Origin of the sequence: Catellatospora chokoriensis, from assembly GCF_011297315.1 — a bacterium.
Taxonomy (GTDB): Bacteria; Actinomycetota; Actinomycetes; order Mycobacteriales; family Micromonosporaceae; genus Catellatospora; species Catellatospora citrea.
Window position 1 is genome coordinate 1 of the sequence record NZ_JAAOTI010000022.1, and the last position, 15657, is coordinate 15657.

At 73.3% G+C, this 15657-nt stretch carries 16 protein-coding genes and 1 tRNA gene; 5 read left to right on the forward strand and 12 right to left on the reverse strand.

Annotation, left to right across the window (positions count from 1 at the left end; all coding sequences use genetic code 11):
* Positions 1–121: 121 nt before the first annotated feature.
* Positions 122–1042 (reverse strand): metallophosphoesterase family protein, encoded by a 921-nt coding sequence (locus HAV39_RS28400; protein WP_191842258.1) that lies wholly within the window; start codon positions 1040–1042, stop codon positions 122–124.
* A gap of 101 nt (positions 1043–1143) precedes the next feature.
* Between HAV39_RS28400 and HAV39_RS28405 the strand changes: the two genes are divergently transcribed.
* From HAV39_RS28405 to HAV39_RS28420, 4 genes are all read left to right on the forward strand, one after another.
* On the forward strand, positions 1144–3468 hold the full coding sequence (locus HAV39_RS28405) for a thiamine pyrophosphate-dependent enzyme (protein WP_191842259.1): 2325 nt from the start codon (positions 1144–1146) through the stop codon (positions 3466–3468).
* Positions 3469–3788: 320 nt separating this feature from the next.
* A complete protein-coding gene (locus HAV39_RS28410; RefSeq protein ID WP_120316282.1) occupies positions 3789–4232 on the forward strand; it encodes a DUF3052 domain-containing protein in 444 nt (147 codons plus the stop codon).
* Positions 4233–4329: 97 nt separating this feature from the next.
* Positions 4330–4788: a peroxiredoxin gene (locus HAV39_RS28415; protein ID WP_191842260.1), complete on the forward strand. Its 459-nt coding sequence runs from the start codon at positions 4330–4332 to the stop codon at positions 4786–4788.
* Positions 4789–4914: 126 nt separating this feature from the next.
* A tRNA-Val gene (locus HAV39_RS28420) sits at positions 4915–4989 on the forward strand.
* A 129-nt stretch (positions 4990–5118) separates the two neighbouring features.
* Here HAV39_RS28420 and HAV39_RS28425 read toward each other — a convergent pair.
* The 9 genes from HAV39_RS28425 to HAV39_RS28465 all read right to left on the reverse strand — a co-directional run bounded on the left by HAV39_RS28425 (position 5119) and on the right by HAV39_RS28465 (position 13470).
* Entirely contained in the window at positions 5119–5934 is an 816-nt protein-coding gene (locus HAV39_RS28425; RefSeq protein WP_191842261.1) for a PIG-L deacetylase family protein, read from the reverse strand.
* A gap of 115 nt (positions 5935–6049) precedes the next feature.
* A complete protein-coding gene (locus tag HAV39_RS28430) occupies positions 6050–6652 on the reverse strand; it encodes a hypothetical protein (protein WP_191842262.1) in 603 nt (200 codons plus the stop codon).
* Between the two features lie 159 nt (positions 6653–6811).
* Positions 6812–8584 (reverse strand): sulfatase-like hydrolase/transferase, encoded by a 1773-nt coding sequence (locus HAV39_RS28435; RefSeq protein ID WP_191842263.1) that lies wholly within the window; start codon positions 8582–8584, stop codon positions 6812–6814.
* Between the two features lies 1 nt (position 8585).
* A complete protein-coding gene (locus HAV39_RS28440) occupies positions 8586–9230 on the reverse strand; it encodes a GTP cyclohydrolase II (protein WP_373311593.1) in 645 nt (214 codons plus the stop codon).
* A 5-nt stretch (positions 9231–9235) separates the two neighbouring features.
* The gene (locus tag HAV39_RS28445; RefSeq protein ID WP_191842265.1) at positions 9236–9943 is read right to left on the reverse strand and encodes a RibD family protein; all 708 of its coding nucleotides are present in this window, start codon (positions 9941–9943) and stop codon (positions 9236–9238) included.
* Positions 9936–10904 carry a lysylphosphatidylglycerol synthase transmembrane domain-containing protein gene (locus HAV39_RS28450; RefSeq protein WP_373311592.1) on the reverse strand — a complete coding sequence of 323 codons (969 nt, stop codon included), beginning with the start codon at positions 10902–10904 and terminating at the stop codon, positions 9936–9938. Before HAV39_RS28450 ends, HAV39_RS28445 begins: the two co-directional genes overlap by 8 nt.
* Before the next feature lie 79 nt (positions 10905–10983).
* Positions 10984–12039 carry a glycosyltransferase family 4 protein gene (locus tag HAV39_RS28455; protein ID WP_191842266.1) on the reverse strand — a complete coding sequence of 352 codons (1056 nt, stop codon included), beginning with the start codon at positions 12037–12039 and terminating at the stop codon, positions 10984–10986.
* 46 nt (positions 12040–12085) lie between these two features.
* Positions 12086–12484, reverse strand: a complete 399-nt coding sequence (locus tag HAV39_RS28460) for a 6-pyruvoyl trahydropterin synthase family protein (protein WP_191842267.1) — start codon at positions 12482–12484, stop codon at positions 12086–12088.
* 5 nt (positions 12485–12489) lie between these two features.
* Complete coding sequence (locus HAV39_RS28465) at positions 12490–13470, reverse strand: zinc-dependent alcohol dehydrogenase (protein WP_191842268.1); 981 nt, start codon at positions 13468–13470, stop codon at positions 12490–12492.
* A gap of 53 nt (positions 13471–13523) precedes the next feature.
* Here HAV39_RS28465 and HAV39_RS28470 point away from each other — a divergent pair, with 53 nt between their 5' ends.
* Positions 13524–14294, forward strand: a complete 771-nt coding sequence (locus HAV39_RS28470; RefSeq protein ID WP_239120166.1) for a CDP-alcohol phosphatidyltransferase family protein — start codon at positions 13524–13526, stop codon at positions 14292–14294.
* Positions 14295–14330: 36 nt separating this feature from the next.
* Here HAV39_RS28470 and HAV39_RS28475 read toward each other — a convergent pair whose 3' ends face one another.
* Positions 14331–15047, reverse strand: a complete 717-nt coding sequence (locus HAV39_RS28475; protein ID WP_239120165.1) for an FkbM family methyltransferase — start codon at positions 15045–15047, stop codon at positions 14331–14333.
* Positions 15048–15124: 77 nt separating this feature from the next.
* Complete coding sequence (locus HAV39_RS28480) at positions 15125–15634, reverse strand: hypothetical protein (protein WP_191842271.1); 510 nt, start codon at positions 15632–15634, stop codon at positions 15125–15127.
* Positions 15635–15657 lie beyond the last annotated feature (23 nt).

Sequence of the window (15657 nt, forward strand, 5' to 3'; positions counted from 1 at the left end):
ACCCCACCCCCACCCACCCCACCCCTCAAGATCGCGACGATCTTGCGCGGGCTGTGGGGATGACACGCCCATATCGGGCATATCCCTGACAGTTCACGCAAGATCGTCGAGATCTTGGGGGTTAGTGGCAGGTGTCGGTGCCTTGGTCCTGGAAGGTGGTGCCGGCGGGGGAGACGAATTTCCAGGTGTAGGAGTCTGGGTAGAGGGAGAGTTTCAGGACGCCGAAGGTGTCGGCGTTGCGGGCGCGGGAGTTGGCGGCGATGTTGTCCTTGCTGAAGCCGTTGAGGCCGCCGCCGCCGGTGCCGACGGTGAACTGGCGTACGCCTTTGTCCTTGTCGAGTTCGCCGTCGGGGGTCTGCGGGGCGAAGCGCTCGTAGTGGTGGTTGTGGCCGTTGAGGACGAGTTCGACGCCGTGGTCGTAGAGGAGCTGGAAGAAGGGCTTCACGCGGGGGTCGGCGCCGTGCTTCCAGCCGGAGGTGAACAGCGGGTGGTGCCACATCGCCACGGTGCACTTGGCGTCGGATGACTCCAGCTCCTCGCGCAGCCATTCGGCCTGCTCGGAGTCGTCCTCGCAGTCGACCAGGTCGCAGGTGGAGTTGAGGACCAGGACCTGCCAGCCGTTCAGCTCGTACGAGTACCAGCCCTTGCCCTTCTCGCCCGCGGCCTCGCCGAAGTAGTCGTAGTACGGCCCGCCGTTGTCGGTGCGCATGTCGTGGTTGCCGATGGCCGGGCGGGTGCGGTCCTTGTGGCGGCCCCAGTAGGGCTCGTAGCACTTCTGGAACTGCTCGGCGGTGCCGGCCACGTACGCGTTGTCGCCCAGGGTGAACACGGTGCCGGGAATCCGGTCGAGCAGCTTCGCTGTGGCCTCGTCGCCGTCGCTGAGGCAGCTGCCGATGTCGCCCGCGCCGACCAGCACCGCGGGTTCCTCCGCGGCGGCGGGCGCGGCCAGCGCGGCGGGCTGCTGCGGCGCGAGCGCGGCCAGCAGGCCCAGACCCGCGGCGGCGAGCAGAGGACGACGGGCGCGGGGGGACCGGTGAGCCATGACGCAGATTATGGGTAAATCTGGATAAATCGTCCATCTTGCAAGGTGGTGTGGCGTGTCCGATCACCGATCCGGGTGGTCGCCCCTGGCACCTCTGGGTAATGCTGTGCAGCGTGAGCACCTCTCATGATCTCGACGAACGGTTCCGGAGCGCGCTCGCGGCGTGGCCCGCCAGCACCCCGCCGAACGGCGATCCGCATGCGACGGTGCGCCCCGACAGCGGCCTCACCGGGACCATGGCCAGGGAACTCTTCGACGCGCAGGTCACCAGCCGGCACCTGGACCTGGCCGCGCGGCGGCTGCGTGCCGACGGCGCCGGGTACTACACCATCGGCTCGGCCGGGCACGAGGGCAACGCGGGCGTCGCCGCCGCGCTGCGCCCCACCGACCCGGCGCTGCTGCACTACCGCTCCGGCGCGTTCTACGCCGCGCGCGCCGCCCAGCTGGCCGAGGGCAAGGTCGATGCCATCCGCGACGTGCTGCGCGGCGTCGTGGCCAGCGCCGCCGAGCCCATCGCGGGCGGGCGGCACAAGGTCTTCGGCAGCACCGACCTCAACGTCATCCCGACCACCTCGACCATCGCCTCGCACCTGCCCCGCGCGGTCGGCCTGGCGTTCGCCGTCGAGCGCTCCCGGCAGGGCCTGGACGCCCGCGGCTCCAGCGGCCGGCACGCCGCCGACTCCGGGCAGCCCGTGCTCGTGCCGCCCGCCTGGCCCCGCGACGCCGTCGTGCTCTGCTCGTTCGGCGACGCCTCGGTCAACCACGCCAGCGCCGTCGCCGCCTTCAACACCGCGGGCTGGTCCGACTTCACCGGGCTGCGGCTGCCGCTGCTGTTCGTGTGCGAGGACAACGGGCTGGGCATCAGCGTGCGCTCACCCGCCGGCTGGGTCGGCGAGACCCTGCGCTCGCGCCCCGGCATCCGCTACTTCCACGCCGACGGCTGCGACCTCGCCGACACGTACGCGGTGGCCCGCTCCGCGGTGTCCTGGGTGCGCCGCCACCGCCGCCCCGCCGTGCTGCACCTGCGCACCGTACGGCTGATGGGCCACGCCGGGGCCGACGCCGAGCTCGCCTACCGCACCCCCGCCGAGATCGAGCACGACCTGACCCTGGACCCGCTGCTGCGCACCGCCCGGCTGCTCGTCGACGCCGGGCAGGCCAGCCCGATGGAACTGCTCAGCCGGTACGACGAGATCGGCTGGCGGGTGCAGCAGACCGCCGCCGGAGTCCGTGACGAGCCGAAGCTCGCCTCCGCCGCAGAGGTCGTCGCCCCGCTGGCCCCGCGCCGCCCGCTGCGCGTCGCCAAGACCATCGCGCGGGCCGCGGAACGGGCCGCGGGCGCGGCGCTGGCCGAACGCCACCGCGTCTTCGGCGGCAGGCTGCCCGAGCAGACCGGCCCGCAGACCCTCGCCCAGGCCGTCAACGCCACCCTGACCGACCTCATGATCAGCCATCCGCAGGCGCTGGTCTTCGGCGAGGACGTGGCCCGCAAGGGCGGCGTCTACGGGGTCACCAAGGGCCTGCGCGACCGCTTCGGCCCCGCCCGCGTCTTCGACACCCTGCTCGACGAGACGTCCATCCTCGGCCTGGGGCTCGGCGCCGGGCTCGGCGGGCTGCTGCCCATCCCCGAGATCCAGTACCTGGCCTACCTGCACAACGCCGAGGACCAGCTGCGCGGCGAGGCCGCCAGCATGCGGTTCTTCTCCCAGGGCGCCTACCGCAACCCCATGGTCGTACGCATCGCCGGGCTCGCCTACCAGAAGGGCTTCGGCGGCCACTTCCACAACGACCACTCCGTCGCCGTGCTGCGCGACATCCCCGGCCTCGTCGTCGCCGTGCCCTCGCGCGCCGACGACGCCGCGGCCATGCTGCGCACCTGCGTCGCCGCCGCCGAGGTCGACGGCACGGTCAGCGTCTTCCTGGAGCCCATCGCGCTCTACCACACCCGCGACCTGCACACCGACGGCGACGGCGGCTGGCTGAGCCCGTACGCCGCACCCGACCGCTGGGCCGACACGCACGTGCCCGTCGGCCGCGCCCGCAGCCACTCCTACGGCACCGGGGACCGGCTCACCGTGCTCACCTTCGGCAACGGGGTGCGCATGTCCCTGCGCGTCGCCGCCCGCCTGGCCGAGGAGGGCCACGGCTGCCGCGTCGTCGATCTGCGCTGGCTCGCCCCGCTGCCGCTCGCCGACATCGTGCGCGAGGCCGGCGCCACCGGTCGCGTGCTGGTGGTCGACGAGACCCGTCGCTCCGGCGGGGTCGGCGAGGGAGTGCTCGCCGCGCTGGTCGACGCCGGATACGTCGGCCTGGCCCGGCGCGTCGCGGCCGTGGACACCTTCCTGCCGCTCGGCCCCGCCGCCGACCACGTGCTGGTCGGCGAGGACGCCATCGAACGCGCCGCCCGTGCCCTCCTGGCCGCCTGAACCCCGCCGACCACCCGCACCCCGGCGCGCGTCGCGGGCGCGGGCGGCCAAGATCGCTCGACTTGCCAGGCAGGTGGGCGAAAGGCCGACCAAGATACGCACAGGTGCGCGGCAAGTCGGATGACCTTGAGCGGACGGGGTCCCGCACCGCTCACGGAGGCGCCTGAACCGCGTTTTTGGCGACCCGCCGAGGCCGCCACTTGCGCTGGGCGCTAGAACTGTGTGGACTACCCGCAGTCGGCTGTGACGCCGACGACAATAATCGAGTGATCCCGCAGCGAACTGCGGGTGTCCGGAAAACGAAGAGGAGGCACAAGACAGTGAGCGCGACCGCTGGTCAGGCCGCCGAGGGCGTACGCAGCCTGGCGGACCGGTTCGGCATCGAGCCGGACATGGTGGTCATGGAGATGGGGTACGACGACGACGTCGACTTCGAGCTCCGTGACGCCCTGGCCGACGCATGCGGATCAGATCTGGTGGACGAGGACACCGACGAGGTCGTCGACGCGGTCCTGGTGTGGTACCGCGAGGACGATGGTGACCTGGTCGACCTGCTCGTCGACTCCATCGCCCCGCTCGCCGAGAGCGGCGTGGTGTGGCTGCTGACCCCCAAGTCGGGTCGGCCCGGGCACGTCGAGCCCAGCGAGATCAGCGAGGCGGCACCCACCGCCGGACTTACCCAGACTTCCACCCTCAGCGCCGGCAAGGACTGGAGCGCGGCGCGGCTGGTGGCCCCGAAGGCGGCGCGCGCGCCCAAGCGCTGAGCTCCCGCCGCGGACGACGAGCGGCCTGCCCCGACCGGCAGGCCGCCAGGCACCCCTGCGATCATGGAACCTTCACCGAGCGTGGGGGCGGATCATCATGCCGATCGAGGCCGGCGCACAGGCGCCCGATTTCCTGCTGAAGGACCAGAACAACCAGGAAGTCAGGCTGTCCGACTTCCGCGGTGACAAGAACGTGCTGCTGGTCTTCTATCCGCTCGCCTTCACCCGCACCTGCGAGGGCGAGCTGTGCGAGATCCGCGACAACCTCAACGACTTCGTCAACGAGGACACCCAGGTGCTGTCGATCAGCGTCGACTCGGTGTTCGCGCACAAGGTGTGGGCCACCGAGCAGGGCTACGAGTTCCCGCTGCTGGCCGACTTCTGGCCGCACGGCGGCGTGGCCCAGGCGTACGGCGTCTTCAACGACGACCGGGGGTTCGCCAACCGGGGGACGTTCGTCATCGACAGGGCAGGCGTCGTCCGATACGCCGAGATGAACCTGCCCGGCGAGGCCCGCGACCAGGACGCCTGGCGCAAGGCGCTCGGGGCGCTCTGAGCCCGATTCATGATCGCGTTCCCGGTCCGTCGGGTCGGGACGCGGTCACGGCGGGTGGATAAGTCCCGCGAGGGCGGGGTCGCCGGTCAGGTAGGATGTGCCGGTTCGTGTCGGCGCAGGCCGCGCGGGCGTGTAGCTCAGCGGGAGAGCATCCGCCTTACAAGCGGAGGGTCGCAGGTTCGAACCCTGCCACGCCCACCAGCAGGGAAAACCCGGTCGAGAGGCCGGGTTTTTTCATGCCGCGCCGCTCGTACGGCATCCGCCTGCGCGTTTCAGCCGCGGTGAGCGCCCGCCGCCGTCCGGACGGCGGGCGCCCTGTGCCGAGCCCGGTCAGGGGTGCATGAGGCACTTCGGGGTCGCCATGAGCTGGTCGAGCATCGACGCGACCGAGTGGTAGCCGATCGCGTACGCGCCCAGCGACGGGGACCAGGCCCCGTAGGACCGCACCGCGGCGCGGACCCGGGCGGCGATCGCGGCGTCGGTCGGGTTGTCCCATGACTCGGTGACCTGGGAGAGGCGTGCGTCGGTCCAGTACATGGGCAGGATGTAGTGCCTGCGGTCGGCGAACCGGGTCGGGTTCGCGGTGGCCAGCGCGACTATCGCCTGCCCTGCCGCGAGGTGATCGGGGTGGTTGTCGACGAGCGGCGAGTGGCCCTTGACCCGTACGGTCCCGCCGGGAGCGATCTGGTCTGCCACGGCGACGATCGCGGCCTGCGCCGCCGCCGATGTGACCTGGCCGTCGGGCAGGCCTGCCCGGTGCACGGTCAGGGTGCCCGGCAGGCCTGCGGACAGGCTCCGCAGCGCGGTCTCCGCCTCGATGACCCGCGCGGCCCCGAGCGTCGCCGGGGTGAACGGGGCGTAGCCCTCGGCGGCCGGCACGTGCCGGTTGCCCCACCACGGGCTGACCGTCGTGCCGTTGAGGATTTTGACGGTTCCGGAGCCCTCGCCGTCGGTGAGGAGCAGGACGTGCACCGCCTGGCCCGCGGCGACATGCTCCGCGATCGCGGTCGACATCGCCAGGGTCTCGTCATCGGGGTGAGCGGCCACGAACAGTGCGGGGGCGGTCGCCGCGTCGGCTCGGGCAGCCGGATAGGTGACTGCGGCCACCCCGATGGCGGCGCCGGCAAGGAGTGTGCGACGTCTCACGTCGGCCCTTTCTTCGGTTCTGACGGGAACCGGTCCCGCCTCGGCAGTGGCGAGGCGGGACCGGAAGATCCTTCGGGTATGGACGGGTTGGGTGTGGCAGGTGGTTGCCTCGGGGTCAGCAGAAGTCGGTGCCGCCCTCGTAGCTGGACTTCAGGTAGGCGGCGTCGCCGGCGATCATGGCGAAGACCTTCTTGTTCTGGTCGAGGTCGAACAGGATGCCGCGCCCGGACGTGGTGGTGACCAGGTACGCCGCGCCGCCGTTCAGCTCCTTGCCGAGGTTGCCGTAGATCGAGGAGACGGCGGCGAGGGTCATGCCGAGGCGGGCGCCGGACGGCGTCGGGATCGTCTTGGACCGGTTGACCACCAGGTAGAGCACGCCGTCCGGGCGGAACTGCAGCTGGATGTCCTTCCAGACGTCCGTGCCGCTGGCGGTGGTGTTCGCCGGGCAGGTCTCCGCGCCGGTGGCGATCTTGTCGAGCACCCCGCCGGACTTCAGGGCCTCCAGGTTCGCGCCGATCGTGTACGGGCCGGCGCCGTCGACGGTGAAGTTGATCGCGGGCGACGGCGACGCTGCCGGGCTCACCCCTGCGCTGGGGGAGGCTTCCGCCGACACGCTCGGCTGCGCGCTCGGCACGGGGGTGGCCGGGGTGGGTTCGTCGTCGCCGCAACCGGCGAGGACGGTGACGGCGAGCAGAGCGAGGCAGGCACGACGCAGCATGATCTGTAGTGGAGCGGATCGGCGTTCAGTGCGCTATCAGCAAACCGACTCACGTTGCGCGCCGTGTCGACATCCGTCCGAACGGTCGGCTGAGCCCGCCTCACCGGATGCGGTTCCGTCGATTGCGCGATTTCCCGAAACCGCAGGCAGGGCGGCAGATCAGCGGGCGTACGCGGTGAGGAAGCGGTCGCGGAAGGCGTCCATGCGCCAGACGGGGGCGCCGGGGCCGGGGTTGAGGCCGTCCTGCCAGTTCCAGGACGTGATCCGGTCGAGGACCGCGGGGTCGCGGGCGATCACGGTGATCGGCGAGTCGCGGCTGGCGCGCTGGCCGGAGACCGACGGCGAGGGCTGGTGATCGCCGAGGAACACCAGCACGAGGTCGTCGCCGCCGTACGTCTCCACGTAGGAGACCAGCGTGTTCACCGAGTACGTGATCGCGTTGCGGTAGGCGTGGCGGACCCGGTCGCGGTCGCGCTTCTCGACGATCTCGGCGGGGTCGTCGGAGCCGGCGGCGGTGTCGTACACGGAGCCGTCGCCGACGGCGTCCCAGGGCAGCATCTTCGGCACCGGCTCCCAGGGCGAGTGGCTGGAGATCAGCGGGATGACCGCCATCAGCGGCAGGTGGCCGGGTGCGCGCTCGCGCTGCTGGAAGGTGTGCAGGGTGTACTGGTCGGGCATGGTCGCGAAGCTGTAGCGCGGTCCCTGGTAGTCGAGGTCGGGCGCGGTGTAGAGCTGGTCGTAGCCGTAGACCGCGCCTTCGGGCCACGGGGTGGTGGTGGCGGGCATGACGGCGACGGTGCGCCAGCCGGCCCGGCCGAACGCGGCGGGCAGGGTGAACCGGTCGCTGGACATCATGGTCTGGTAGCGCTGCTGGTTGTCGATCCACAGGCCGGACAGCAGTGTGGACTGGGCCAGCCAGCTGCCGCCGCCGGTGGTCGGCGAGGTGAGCCAGGCGCTGCGCGCGGTGTACCCGGCGGCGCGCAGCCGTGCGTTGCCGGCCTCGAGGGCGGGCCCGACCTGTGCGGACAGTTCGGGGTCGGTGAGCGCGACCTTGCCGTAGCTCTCCACGAAGGCGACGATGACGTCCTTGCCGCGCAGCGCGGTCAGCAGGTCCCCGGTGGGGGTGTCGCGGTACGCGTCGGCGGACAGCAGGGCGCCGAACACCCGCTCGTCCTGGGTGCCCGCGCGTACCTGGATCACCTGGTCGTAGGAGTCGCGCGCGGCCACGGGAACGCCGGGCACCAGCTGGACGCCGGCCAGAGCGCACGCGGTCCAGGCGGCGGCGAGCACGGCGACGGTGCGGGTGGTGCCGGTGCGGTGGCGCAGCGCGAGCCGGGTGGCGTGCCGGTAGGCGGCCACGACCAGCAGCAGCAGGCCGAGGGCGAGCAGCAGCGCGCCCGCGACGGCGGCCCACATGGCGGCGGAGCCGCTGGACTGGCGCAGGTAGTCCGCTCCGGCGACGAGGAACGGCCAGTCGAGCACGGGGTGGAAGGGGCGGTCGAGCACCGCGGAGAAGCCGAGACTGATGATCTTCAGGATGGTCAGCAGGCCGAGCAGGACGCCGGCCACCGGGATCGCGACGCGCCGGAACCGGGTCGGCAGCAGGACCGCCAGCGCGACGGCGACCAGGCCGTCCACCGGGATGCGCAGGAACGCCGCGGGGGCGAGCCGGCCGAGCTCGTTCGGCACGACGAGCAGCACCGCCAGCAGCAGGACCGCCAGCCCGAGCAGCGCCCGGCGCACCCTGCTCGGCGGCGGGGAAGGCGCGACGTGCGCGGACTCCGAGTCCTGCGCCGGGTCAGGGTCCTGCTCCGGGCTTGAGTCCGGTGGGCCGGAGTCCGGCGCCTGGCTCAGTGATCGCAGCCCGTTCCCGGTGGGCGTGGCGGTGGCAGGGTCGGCGGCCTCTCCGGCCGGGCGGCTCGCGTCGAGCATGTCAGCGGGCCGGGCGGAGCTGGAGGGTGTGCGCGGCGTGGCGGGCCTTGGTGGCCAGGTAGCCGGCGTTGGCGGGGGACAGGTGCACCGCCGTGGGCACGCGCTCGGTCACCGCGACGCCGAGCCGGGCCAGCTGCTCGGCCTTGTCGGGGTTGTTGGACAGCAGCGCGACCCGGGACACGTCGAGGGCGCGCAGCATCTGCGCGGCGACCGTGTAGTCGCGCGCGTCCTCGTCGTGGCCGAGGGCGACGTTCGCCTCGTAGGTGTCCAGGCCGGTGTCCTGCAGCGCATACGCCTCCATCTTGGCGTACAGGCCGATGCCGCGCCCCTCCTGGCGCAGGTAGAGCAGGTATCCACCGGCGACGGTGATGCGTTCGGCGGCCTCGCGCAGCTGCGGGCCGCAGTCGCAGCGCTGGCTGCCGAACACGTCGCCGGTCAGGCACTCGCTGTGCGGGCGCACCAGCGGGACGGGCAGGTCGTCGGCGTCGCGGCGCAGGGTCGTGGCGTGGTCGCCGAGCCCGAGCGCCAGGTGCTCGCGGCCGTCGGCCAGCCCGGTGAAGGTGACGACCCGGGCCGTGGTGGTGTAGCCGTCGGGGAACCGCAAGGGCACCTGGACCTGGGTGCGCACCGTCGCCAGGGGCAGCATGCCGGTCACCGTTCCTCCTGGTCGGCGCTGTCGAACCGGGGCGACAGTGCGTAGCGCAGCAGCACCACGTCCCCGATCTGCCGGACGTCGGCCAGTTTCGCGCGCCGTCCAGGGTTCCACGGGAAGTCCCCGTCGTTGACGAAGCGGCTCGCCCGCGAGTCGCCGACGAAGAACGGGGCCACCACCAGATGCAGCTCGTCGGCGAGGTCGGCGGTCAGGAACTGGGTGTGGATGGTGCCGCCGCCCTCGACCATCAGCCGGCCCACGCCCCGGTCGTACAGGTCCTCGGTCACCTGGCGCAGGTCCACCGGCATGCCGCCGTCGACGACGGTGGCCACGCCGCCGAGCTGGGCGCGGGCGTGCTCGACCCGCGGGCTGGCACAGTAGACGATCTTCTCCGCGTCGCCGGCGGTGAAGAACGCGGCGCCGGGGTCCAGCTTGGCCTTCTCGGTGACGGTCACCTTGATCGGGCACTCGGGCACGCCGCGGGCCGTCCGGGCGTCGCGGCGGGACTGCGTGCGCACCATCAGGCGCGGGTTGTCCCGGCGCACCGTGCGCGCGCCGACCAGGATCGCGTCGCACGAGGCGCGGACCGCGTCGACCCGGTCGAAGTCGGCCGCGTTCGACAGCAGCAGCCGCTCGTCGGTCGCACCGTCGAGGTAGCCGTCGATCGACATGCTGCAACTGAGCAGGACGTACGGGCGCTCACGCATGCTGTCCACTCCGAGCTCTGGTGCGTGCCAGCAGGACGGCGGCGCCGGGCAGCGCGGCGACCAGGCCCAGCACGCCGTACGTGACGGCGGCGGCGACGCCCTGCGTGGAGGTCATGCCGGCGGCGGCGAACGCCCAGGCCGCAACGCCTTCGCGGGGGCCCCAGCCGGCGATGTTCAGGGGCAGCGCCATGGCCAGCAGGGCCAGCTGCGTCAGCGGCACCAGCAGGGTCACCGGCGCGTCCGAGCCCGCGGTGCGGGCGGCGATCACGAACATGACGAGCTGTCCGGTCACGACGACCGCCGAGGCCAGCCCGATGCCGATCCACCGCCGCCGGGTGAGCAGCACGTCACGGACATCGGCGTACGCCGAACGCAGCGCCGCCGCCCAGCGGGCGGACCGGCCGCGGGCCACCGCCCGCACGCCCAGCGCGACGGTCAGCCCGGTCGCGGCGACGGCCGCGACGATCACCGGCATGCGGTCCCGGACCGGGGACGGCAGCACGAGCAGCAGCAGCAGCGAGGCGGTGATCTGCACGGTCAGCCCGATGGTGCGTTCCAGCACCACGGCCCGCACGGCGAGCCGGACGTCGCTGATGTCCAGCCCGTGCCGCACGGCGCGGTGCACGTCGCCGACCACTCCGCCGGGCAGCGTCGTGTTGAGGAACAGGGAGCGGTAGTAAGCCTTGACCGCCCGGCCCAGCGGCAGCCGCACGCCGAGGCCCTCGGCGACCAGGCTCCACCGCCAGGCGCAGCACACCGTGCTGAGCGCGCCGAGGCCGAGCGCGGCCAGCAGCGCGGGCCGGTCGACCAGGCGTACGCCGTCGAGGAACGGCCCGGTGCCCACCTGCCACACCAGCAGCGCGAGGATGAGCAGCCCGGCGGCGGCGCGCGCCCAGGCCCCGAGGCGACCCGCGGCGCGGCCCGAAGGCGGCAGGCGGACCCCTGTCACGGCACGGTGCAACGCGACCTCCTGTCCAGACACTTCATCCTTCCTAGAGGCACCGTCCCCGCGTGTCTGTGGATTTATACACACAGCGCCGTCATCGGGCCAGTGGACCGGGCTTTGCCACCCGGGAGAGCACCGCGCCGACCTCGTCCGCGGTGCGGGTCCAGCCGGTGAGGTGAGCGCGCCGCGCGCGGGCCGCGGCCCGGAGCCGGTCGCGCAGGTCCGGTTGGGTGAGCCAGCGGCGCAGCGCGCCGGCGAGCGCCGCGCTGTCGGGCGCGACGAGCAGGCCGGGCAGGCTGCCGTCCGGGGCCGCGCCCAGTGCCTCGGGCAGCCCCTGCACGTCGCAGGCCAGCACCGGGATGCCCCGGGCCAGCGCTTCGGTGACGACCATGCCATAGCTCTCCCCGCGTGAGGGCAGCACGAGCAGGTCCGCGACGCCGTACGCGGCGGCCAACCCCGCACCCGTGCGCACACCGGCGAAGGTGATCCGGTCGGCGACCGCGTGTTCCCGAAGCCGTGCCGCGTACGCCGGGTCGCGGTCGGGCGAGCCGACGAAGGTGCAGCTCCAGGGTAACCCGGTGAGCGTGTCCAGGGCGTCGAGAAGCAGGTGGTGGCCCTTGTGCGGGGCGAGCGCGGCCACGCAGAGCAGCCGGGTCCCGGCGGGTGATCCCGGGGCGAGGAGCGCGGGGTCGACGCCGGGCGGGGCGGCGTGGACGCGGGCGGGCGGCAGGGCGTACGCCTCTATGGCGCGCTCGCGGCACCACCGGCTGGTGGTGACGACGGCGGCCGCCGCCCGCAGCACCAGGGCCTCGCCGGGCCGCAGGCCCGGGTCGTCGTCGCCGAACAGCATGTGCGCGAGCACGACCGGCCGCAGCCGGGGTGTGCACGCGGCGATGACGTCCGGCGCGCCGACGGTGACGAGTCCGTCGAGCAGCACGACCGTGTCGTCGGGCAGCGCCGCCAGGAGCCCGGCCAGCCGGGCGAGGTCGGCCGGGCCGGGTGCGGGCCACGCGCCGGGCACCGGGTGCTCGTGCACCGTCCACCCGGACGCGGCCAGGCCGTCGCAGACGCGCCGGTCGTAGACGTTGCCGCCGCTGGGCGCGGCCGGGTCGTCGATCCCGCCCGGCAGGACGACGTGGACGGTGCTCACCCGCCGGCCGGGCGCCGGTCGCGCGGTCCGGCGACGTGGGCGGTGCTCACAGGGGCCGCTCGTAGCTGGCCCAGGCGATGTGCGACTCGTGCAGCGTCACCGCGATCCCGGCCAGCCCGCGCGCGTTCTCGCCGAACGCGCCCGCGTGCACCCGGGCGGCCAGCCGGTCCGCGATGACCTGGGCCAGCTTCTCCGTCGTGGTGTTCACGCCCGCGAACGCGGGGTCGTCGTCGAGGTTGCGCAGGTTCAGCGCGCCGACGACGGCGTTGAGCTCCTGCGACGCGGCGGCGATGTCGACCACGATGTCGTCGGGGTCGAGCTCGGCACGCCGGAACGTCGCGTCGACCACGAACGTCGCGCCGTGCAGGCGCTGCGCCGGGCCGAAGACCTCGCCCCGGAAACTGTGGGCGATCATCATGTGGTCGCGGACCGTCACGCTGAACATAGGGGTCACTCTCCGTCGTAGCTGATGGTGTGGCACAGGGCGGGCAGGCTGCCGTCGGCGAGGCCGGCCAGCACCTCGGGCAGCCGGTCGAAGCTCGACTCGCCGGACAGCAGCGCGTCGAAGGCCGGGTCGCGCAGCAGGTCCAGGGCGATCGCGAGCCGGTCGGCGTAGGAGCGGCGCGCGGCGCGGGCCGGGGAGACCGTGCCGACCTGGCTGCCGCGGACGGTCAGCCGTCCGGAGTGGAAGGCCCCGCCCAGGGACAGGTTCACCCCGCGGTCGCCGTACCAGCTCAGCTCGACGACGGTGCCCTCCGGGGCGAGCAGGTCCAGGGCCCGTTGCAGGCCCGGGCCGCTGGCGGAGGCGTGGAAGACCAGGTCGCGGTCACCGTCGGCGGCCTCGGGCGAGGCGAACGGCACGCCGAGCGCCGCCGCGACCGCCGCCCGCTCCGGGTTCGTGTCCACCAGCTGCACCGACACCCCGGGGAAGCGGGCCAGCAGCGCCGCGACGCAGCAGCCGACCATGCCCGCGCCGAGCACCGCGATCCGGTCGCCGACCAGCGGCGGGCCGTCCCACAGCGCGTTGACCGCGGTCTCCACCGTGCCCGCGAGCACGGCGCGCCGCGCGGGCACGCCGTCGGGCACCGGCACTACCGCGCCCGCCGGGACGACGAAGCGGGTCTGGTGCGGGTACAGGCAGAACACGGTGCGTCCGAGCAGCTCCGGCGGGCCCTGCTCGACGACGCCGACGTTGAGGTAGCCGTACTTGACCGGGCCCGGGAAGTCGCCCTCCTGGAAGGGGGCGCGCATCACGGCGTACTGGCCGGGCGGCACCTCACCGCGGAAGACCAGCGTCTCGGTGCCCCGGCTCACGCCGGAGTGGACGGTGCGCACCAGCACCTCACCGGGGCCCGGATCGGGCAGCGCCACGGGGCGGATCTCGCCCGCGCCGGGCGCGGCCGTCCAGAACGCACGCGCGTAGGATGCCATCGGCTTCCTCTCCTCGGATCAAGGTCGAACCTAACGGAGGTACGGTGCCGCCGGTGAGACCGGGCCCGGTGATCGGGCTGTTGCTCCAGTTCGCCATGCTCGCGCTGCTGTCGGCGGCGGTCGGCCTCGGCCGTGCCGGATGGGCCGCGGGGGCCGCGTACGCGCTCGGCTCGGGCGTGCTGCTGACCCGGGCGATGCACACCGCCGGGCTGGTCGCGTTCGGACCCGCCGACCTGGTCACCCAGACCCGGGCCGCGCTCGTCGGCTGCGTCACGGCGCTGACCGCGGCCTCCTTCGCGGGCGACGCGCCGGTGCCGGCGCTGGTCGGGATCACGGTCGTGGCGCTGGTGCTCGACGCGGTCGACGGCAAGGTCGCGCGGCGCACGGCCACCGCGTCGGCGTTCGGCGCGCGGTTCGACATGGAGGTCGACGCGTTCCTCATCCTCGTGCTGAGCTGCTACGTCGCCCCGTCGGCCGGGCTGTGGGTGCTGGCGATCGGCGCGATGCGCTACGTCTACGTCGTCGCGACCTGGGTGCTGCCGTGGCTGCGCGGGCAGCTGTTCCCGCGGTACTGGCGCAAGGTGGTGGCCGCGATCCAGGGCATCGTGCTGGTGACGGCCGCCGCGGACGTGCTGCCCCGGCCGGTGGCCGTCGTCGCGCTGGCGGGTGCGCTCGCCCTGCTCACGGAGTCCTTCGGCCGCGACGTGGTCTTCCTCTGGCGGCACCGCGCCGCCACGATCGGCGCGATCCGAAGGGCCGCCGCCCAGGCCCCGGCCATGGCAGGCGCACCCGGGGCCGGGGGCGTTCGCGGCGAGCGGGCGTAGCGCTCCCGTGCGCGGCTTCGCCGGCGAGGTGGCGCGCTACCGCAGGCGGGCGTAGACGTCGCCCGAGCGGCCCAGCGCGCGGAAGCGCCGCTCCAGCAGTTGCACCAAGCCCGCCGCGTCGAGCCACTGCTCGCTCGCGAAACGCATGGTCTCCACGGGCGCGTAGTTGTACTCGTAGCCGGCCGCGCGCTCACCGAGCTGCTCCACCAGGTCCAGTGTGGTGAGGGCGGCGTCGTGGGCGAACGGCAGGTACTCGAAGGACAGGGCGCGCAGCGGCCGGGACAGCCCGCGCAGCACGTCCGCCTCGAAGCCCTCGACGTCGATCTTGCAGAAGGCCGGTTCGCCGTGCGTCGCGATGAGATCGTCCAGGGTGACCACCTCGACCTCGACCGAGCGGTCCCAGCGGACCTCGGCGAAGCGCTCGTCGGCCGCGGTCACCGACTCGATCCACTCGTGCGACAGCGAGGAGACCGTCGGCGTGGCCGAGGACAGCGCGAGCGAGGCCGTGCCCGGCCGCGCGCCGACGGCGGTGGGCAGGATGGTCACGTCCGGGTCGCGTCCGAAGAACAGGCGCAGCACGCGCAGGCAGTCGGGCTGCGGCTCGATCGCCAGCACCCGCGCCCCGAGCCGCCGCCACGGGCGCACCCGGCTGCCGACGTGTGCGCCGACGTCGAAGGCCAGGTCGCCCGGACCGAGGAACTGCCCGTAGAAGCGGCGCATCCGCCGGTGGCGGCCGGGAATGCCGTGATACATCACGAGGGATCTGGCCATTCCCCAGGCGCGCGCGAGCATGGCTGAGCCTAACCGCCGCCGACGCTCTGCACCGCTGATCACGGCCAGGTGATCTCAAGGGAGTCCATGACGATGTCGCAGCCGGTGGCGACGATCTCCGGGTCGCCCCCGCACCTGACCATGGCCATGCTCCCGGCCTCGTCCAGCTGCACCGTCAGCAGGTCCGCGGCGACGGTCCCGCCACGCTCGATGCGGGTGGCCTGCCGGCCGTCCACCGTGAGCGACTCGATCCCCGGCGCGTCGACGTGTCGCGTCTCGGTGGAGACGGGCAGGCCGGCAGCGTCCTTGGCCACGACGACCACGAAGACGCCGGTGTGGACCGGGGTTCCGGGCGGGGCCACGCGCACGCAGCCGGGCTGCGGCGTGGCGCAGCCTTCGGCGACCCAGTCCGCCGGCATGTCGAACGCGACGTGGCCGTCATAGGTGCCCGCGGAGACGGTGGCCGGTCCCTGCAGCAGGACACCGGCCACGACGGAGGCGGCGACGGCGGTGGCGAAGAAGCCGAGGACGAGGGTTCTGACACGGGCGACCGGGCCGAGCGAGATCATGGCGGGACGGTAGCCAGCGAAGG

Bases quoted from the DNA above. Each gene is read 5' to 3' on its own strand.
- HAV39_RS28400 (WP_191842258.1), bottom strand. From the start codon at position 1,042: ATGGCTCACCGGTCCCCCCGCGCCCGTCGTCCTCTGCTCGCCGCCGCG.
- HAV39_RS28405 (WP_191842259.1), top strand. From the start codon at position 1,144: ATGCTGTGCAGCGTGAGCACCTCTCATGATCTCGACGAACGGTTCCGG.
- HAV39_RS28415 (WP_191842260.1), top strand. From the start codon at position 4,330: ATGCCGATCGAGGCCGGCGCACAGGCGCCCGATTTCCTGCTGAAGGAC.
- HAV39_RS28430 (WP_191842262.1), bottom strand. From the start codon at position 6,652: ATGCTGCGTCGTGCCTGCCTCGCTCTGCTCGCCGTCACCGTCCTCGCC.
- HAV39_RS28435 (WP_191842263.1), bottom strand. From the start codon at position 8,584: ATGCTCGACGCGAGCCGCCCGGCCGGAGAGGCCGCCGACCCTGCCACC.
- HAV39_RS28440 (WP_373311593.1), bottom strand. From the start codon at position 9,230: ATGCTGCCCCTGGCGACGGTGCGCACCCAGGTCCAGGTGCCCTTGCGG.
- HAV39_RS28445 (WP_191842265.1), bottom strand. From the start codon at position 9,943: ATGCGTGAGCGCCCGTACGTCCTGCTCAGTTGCAGCATGTCGATCGAC.
- HAV39_RS28460 (WP_191842267.1), bottom strand. From the start codon at position 12,484: ATGTTCAGCGTGACGGTCCGCGACCACATGATGATCGCCCACAGTTTC.
- HAV39_RS28465 (WP_191842268.1), bottom strand. From the start codon at position 13,470: ATGGCATCCTACGCGCGTGCGTTCTGGACGGCCGCGCCCGGCGCGGGC.
- HAV39_RS28475 (WP_239120165.1), bottom strand. From the start codon at position 15,047: ATGTATCACGGCATTCCCGGCCGCCACCGGCGGATGCGCCGCTTCTAC.
- HAV39_RS28480 (WP_191842271.1), bottom strand. From the start codon at position 15,634: ATGATCTCGCTCGGCCCGGTCGCCCGTGTCAGAACCCTCGTCCTCGGC.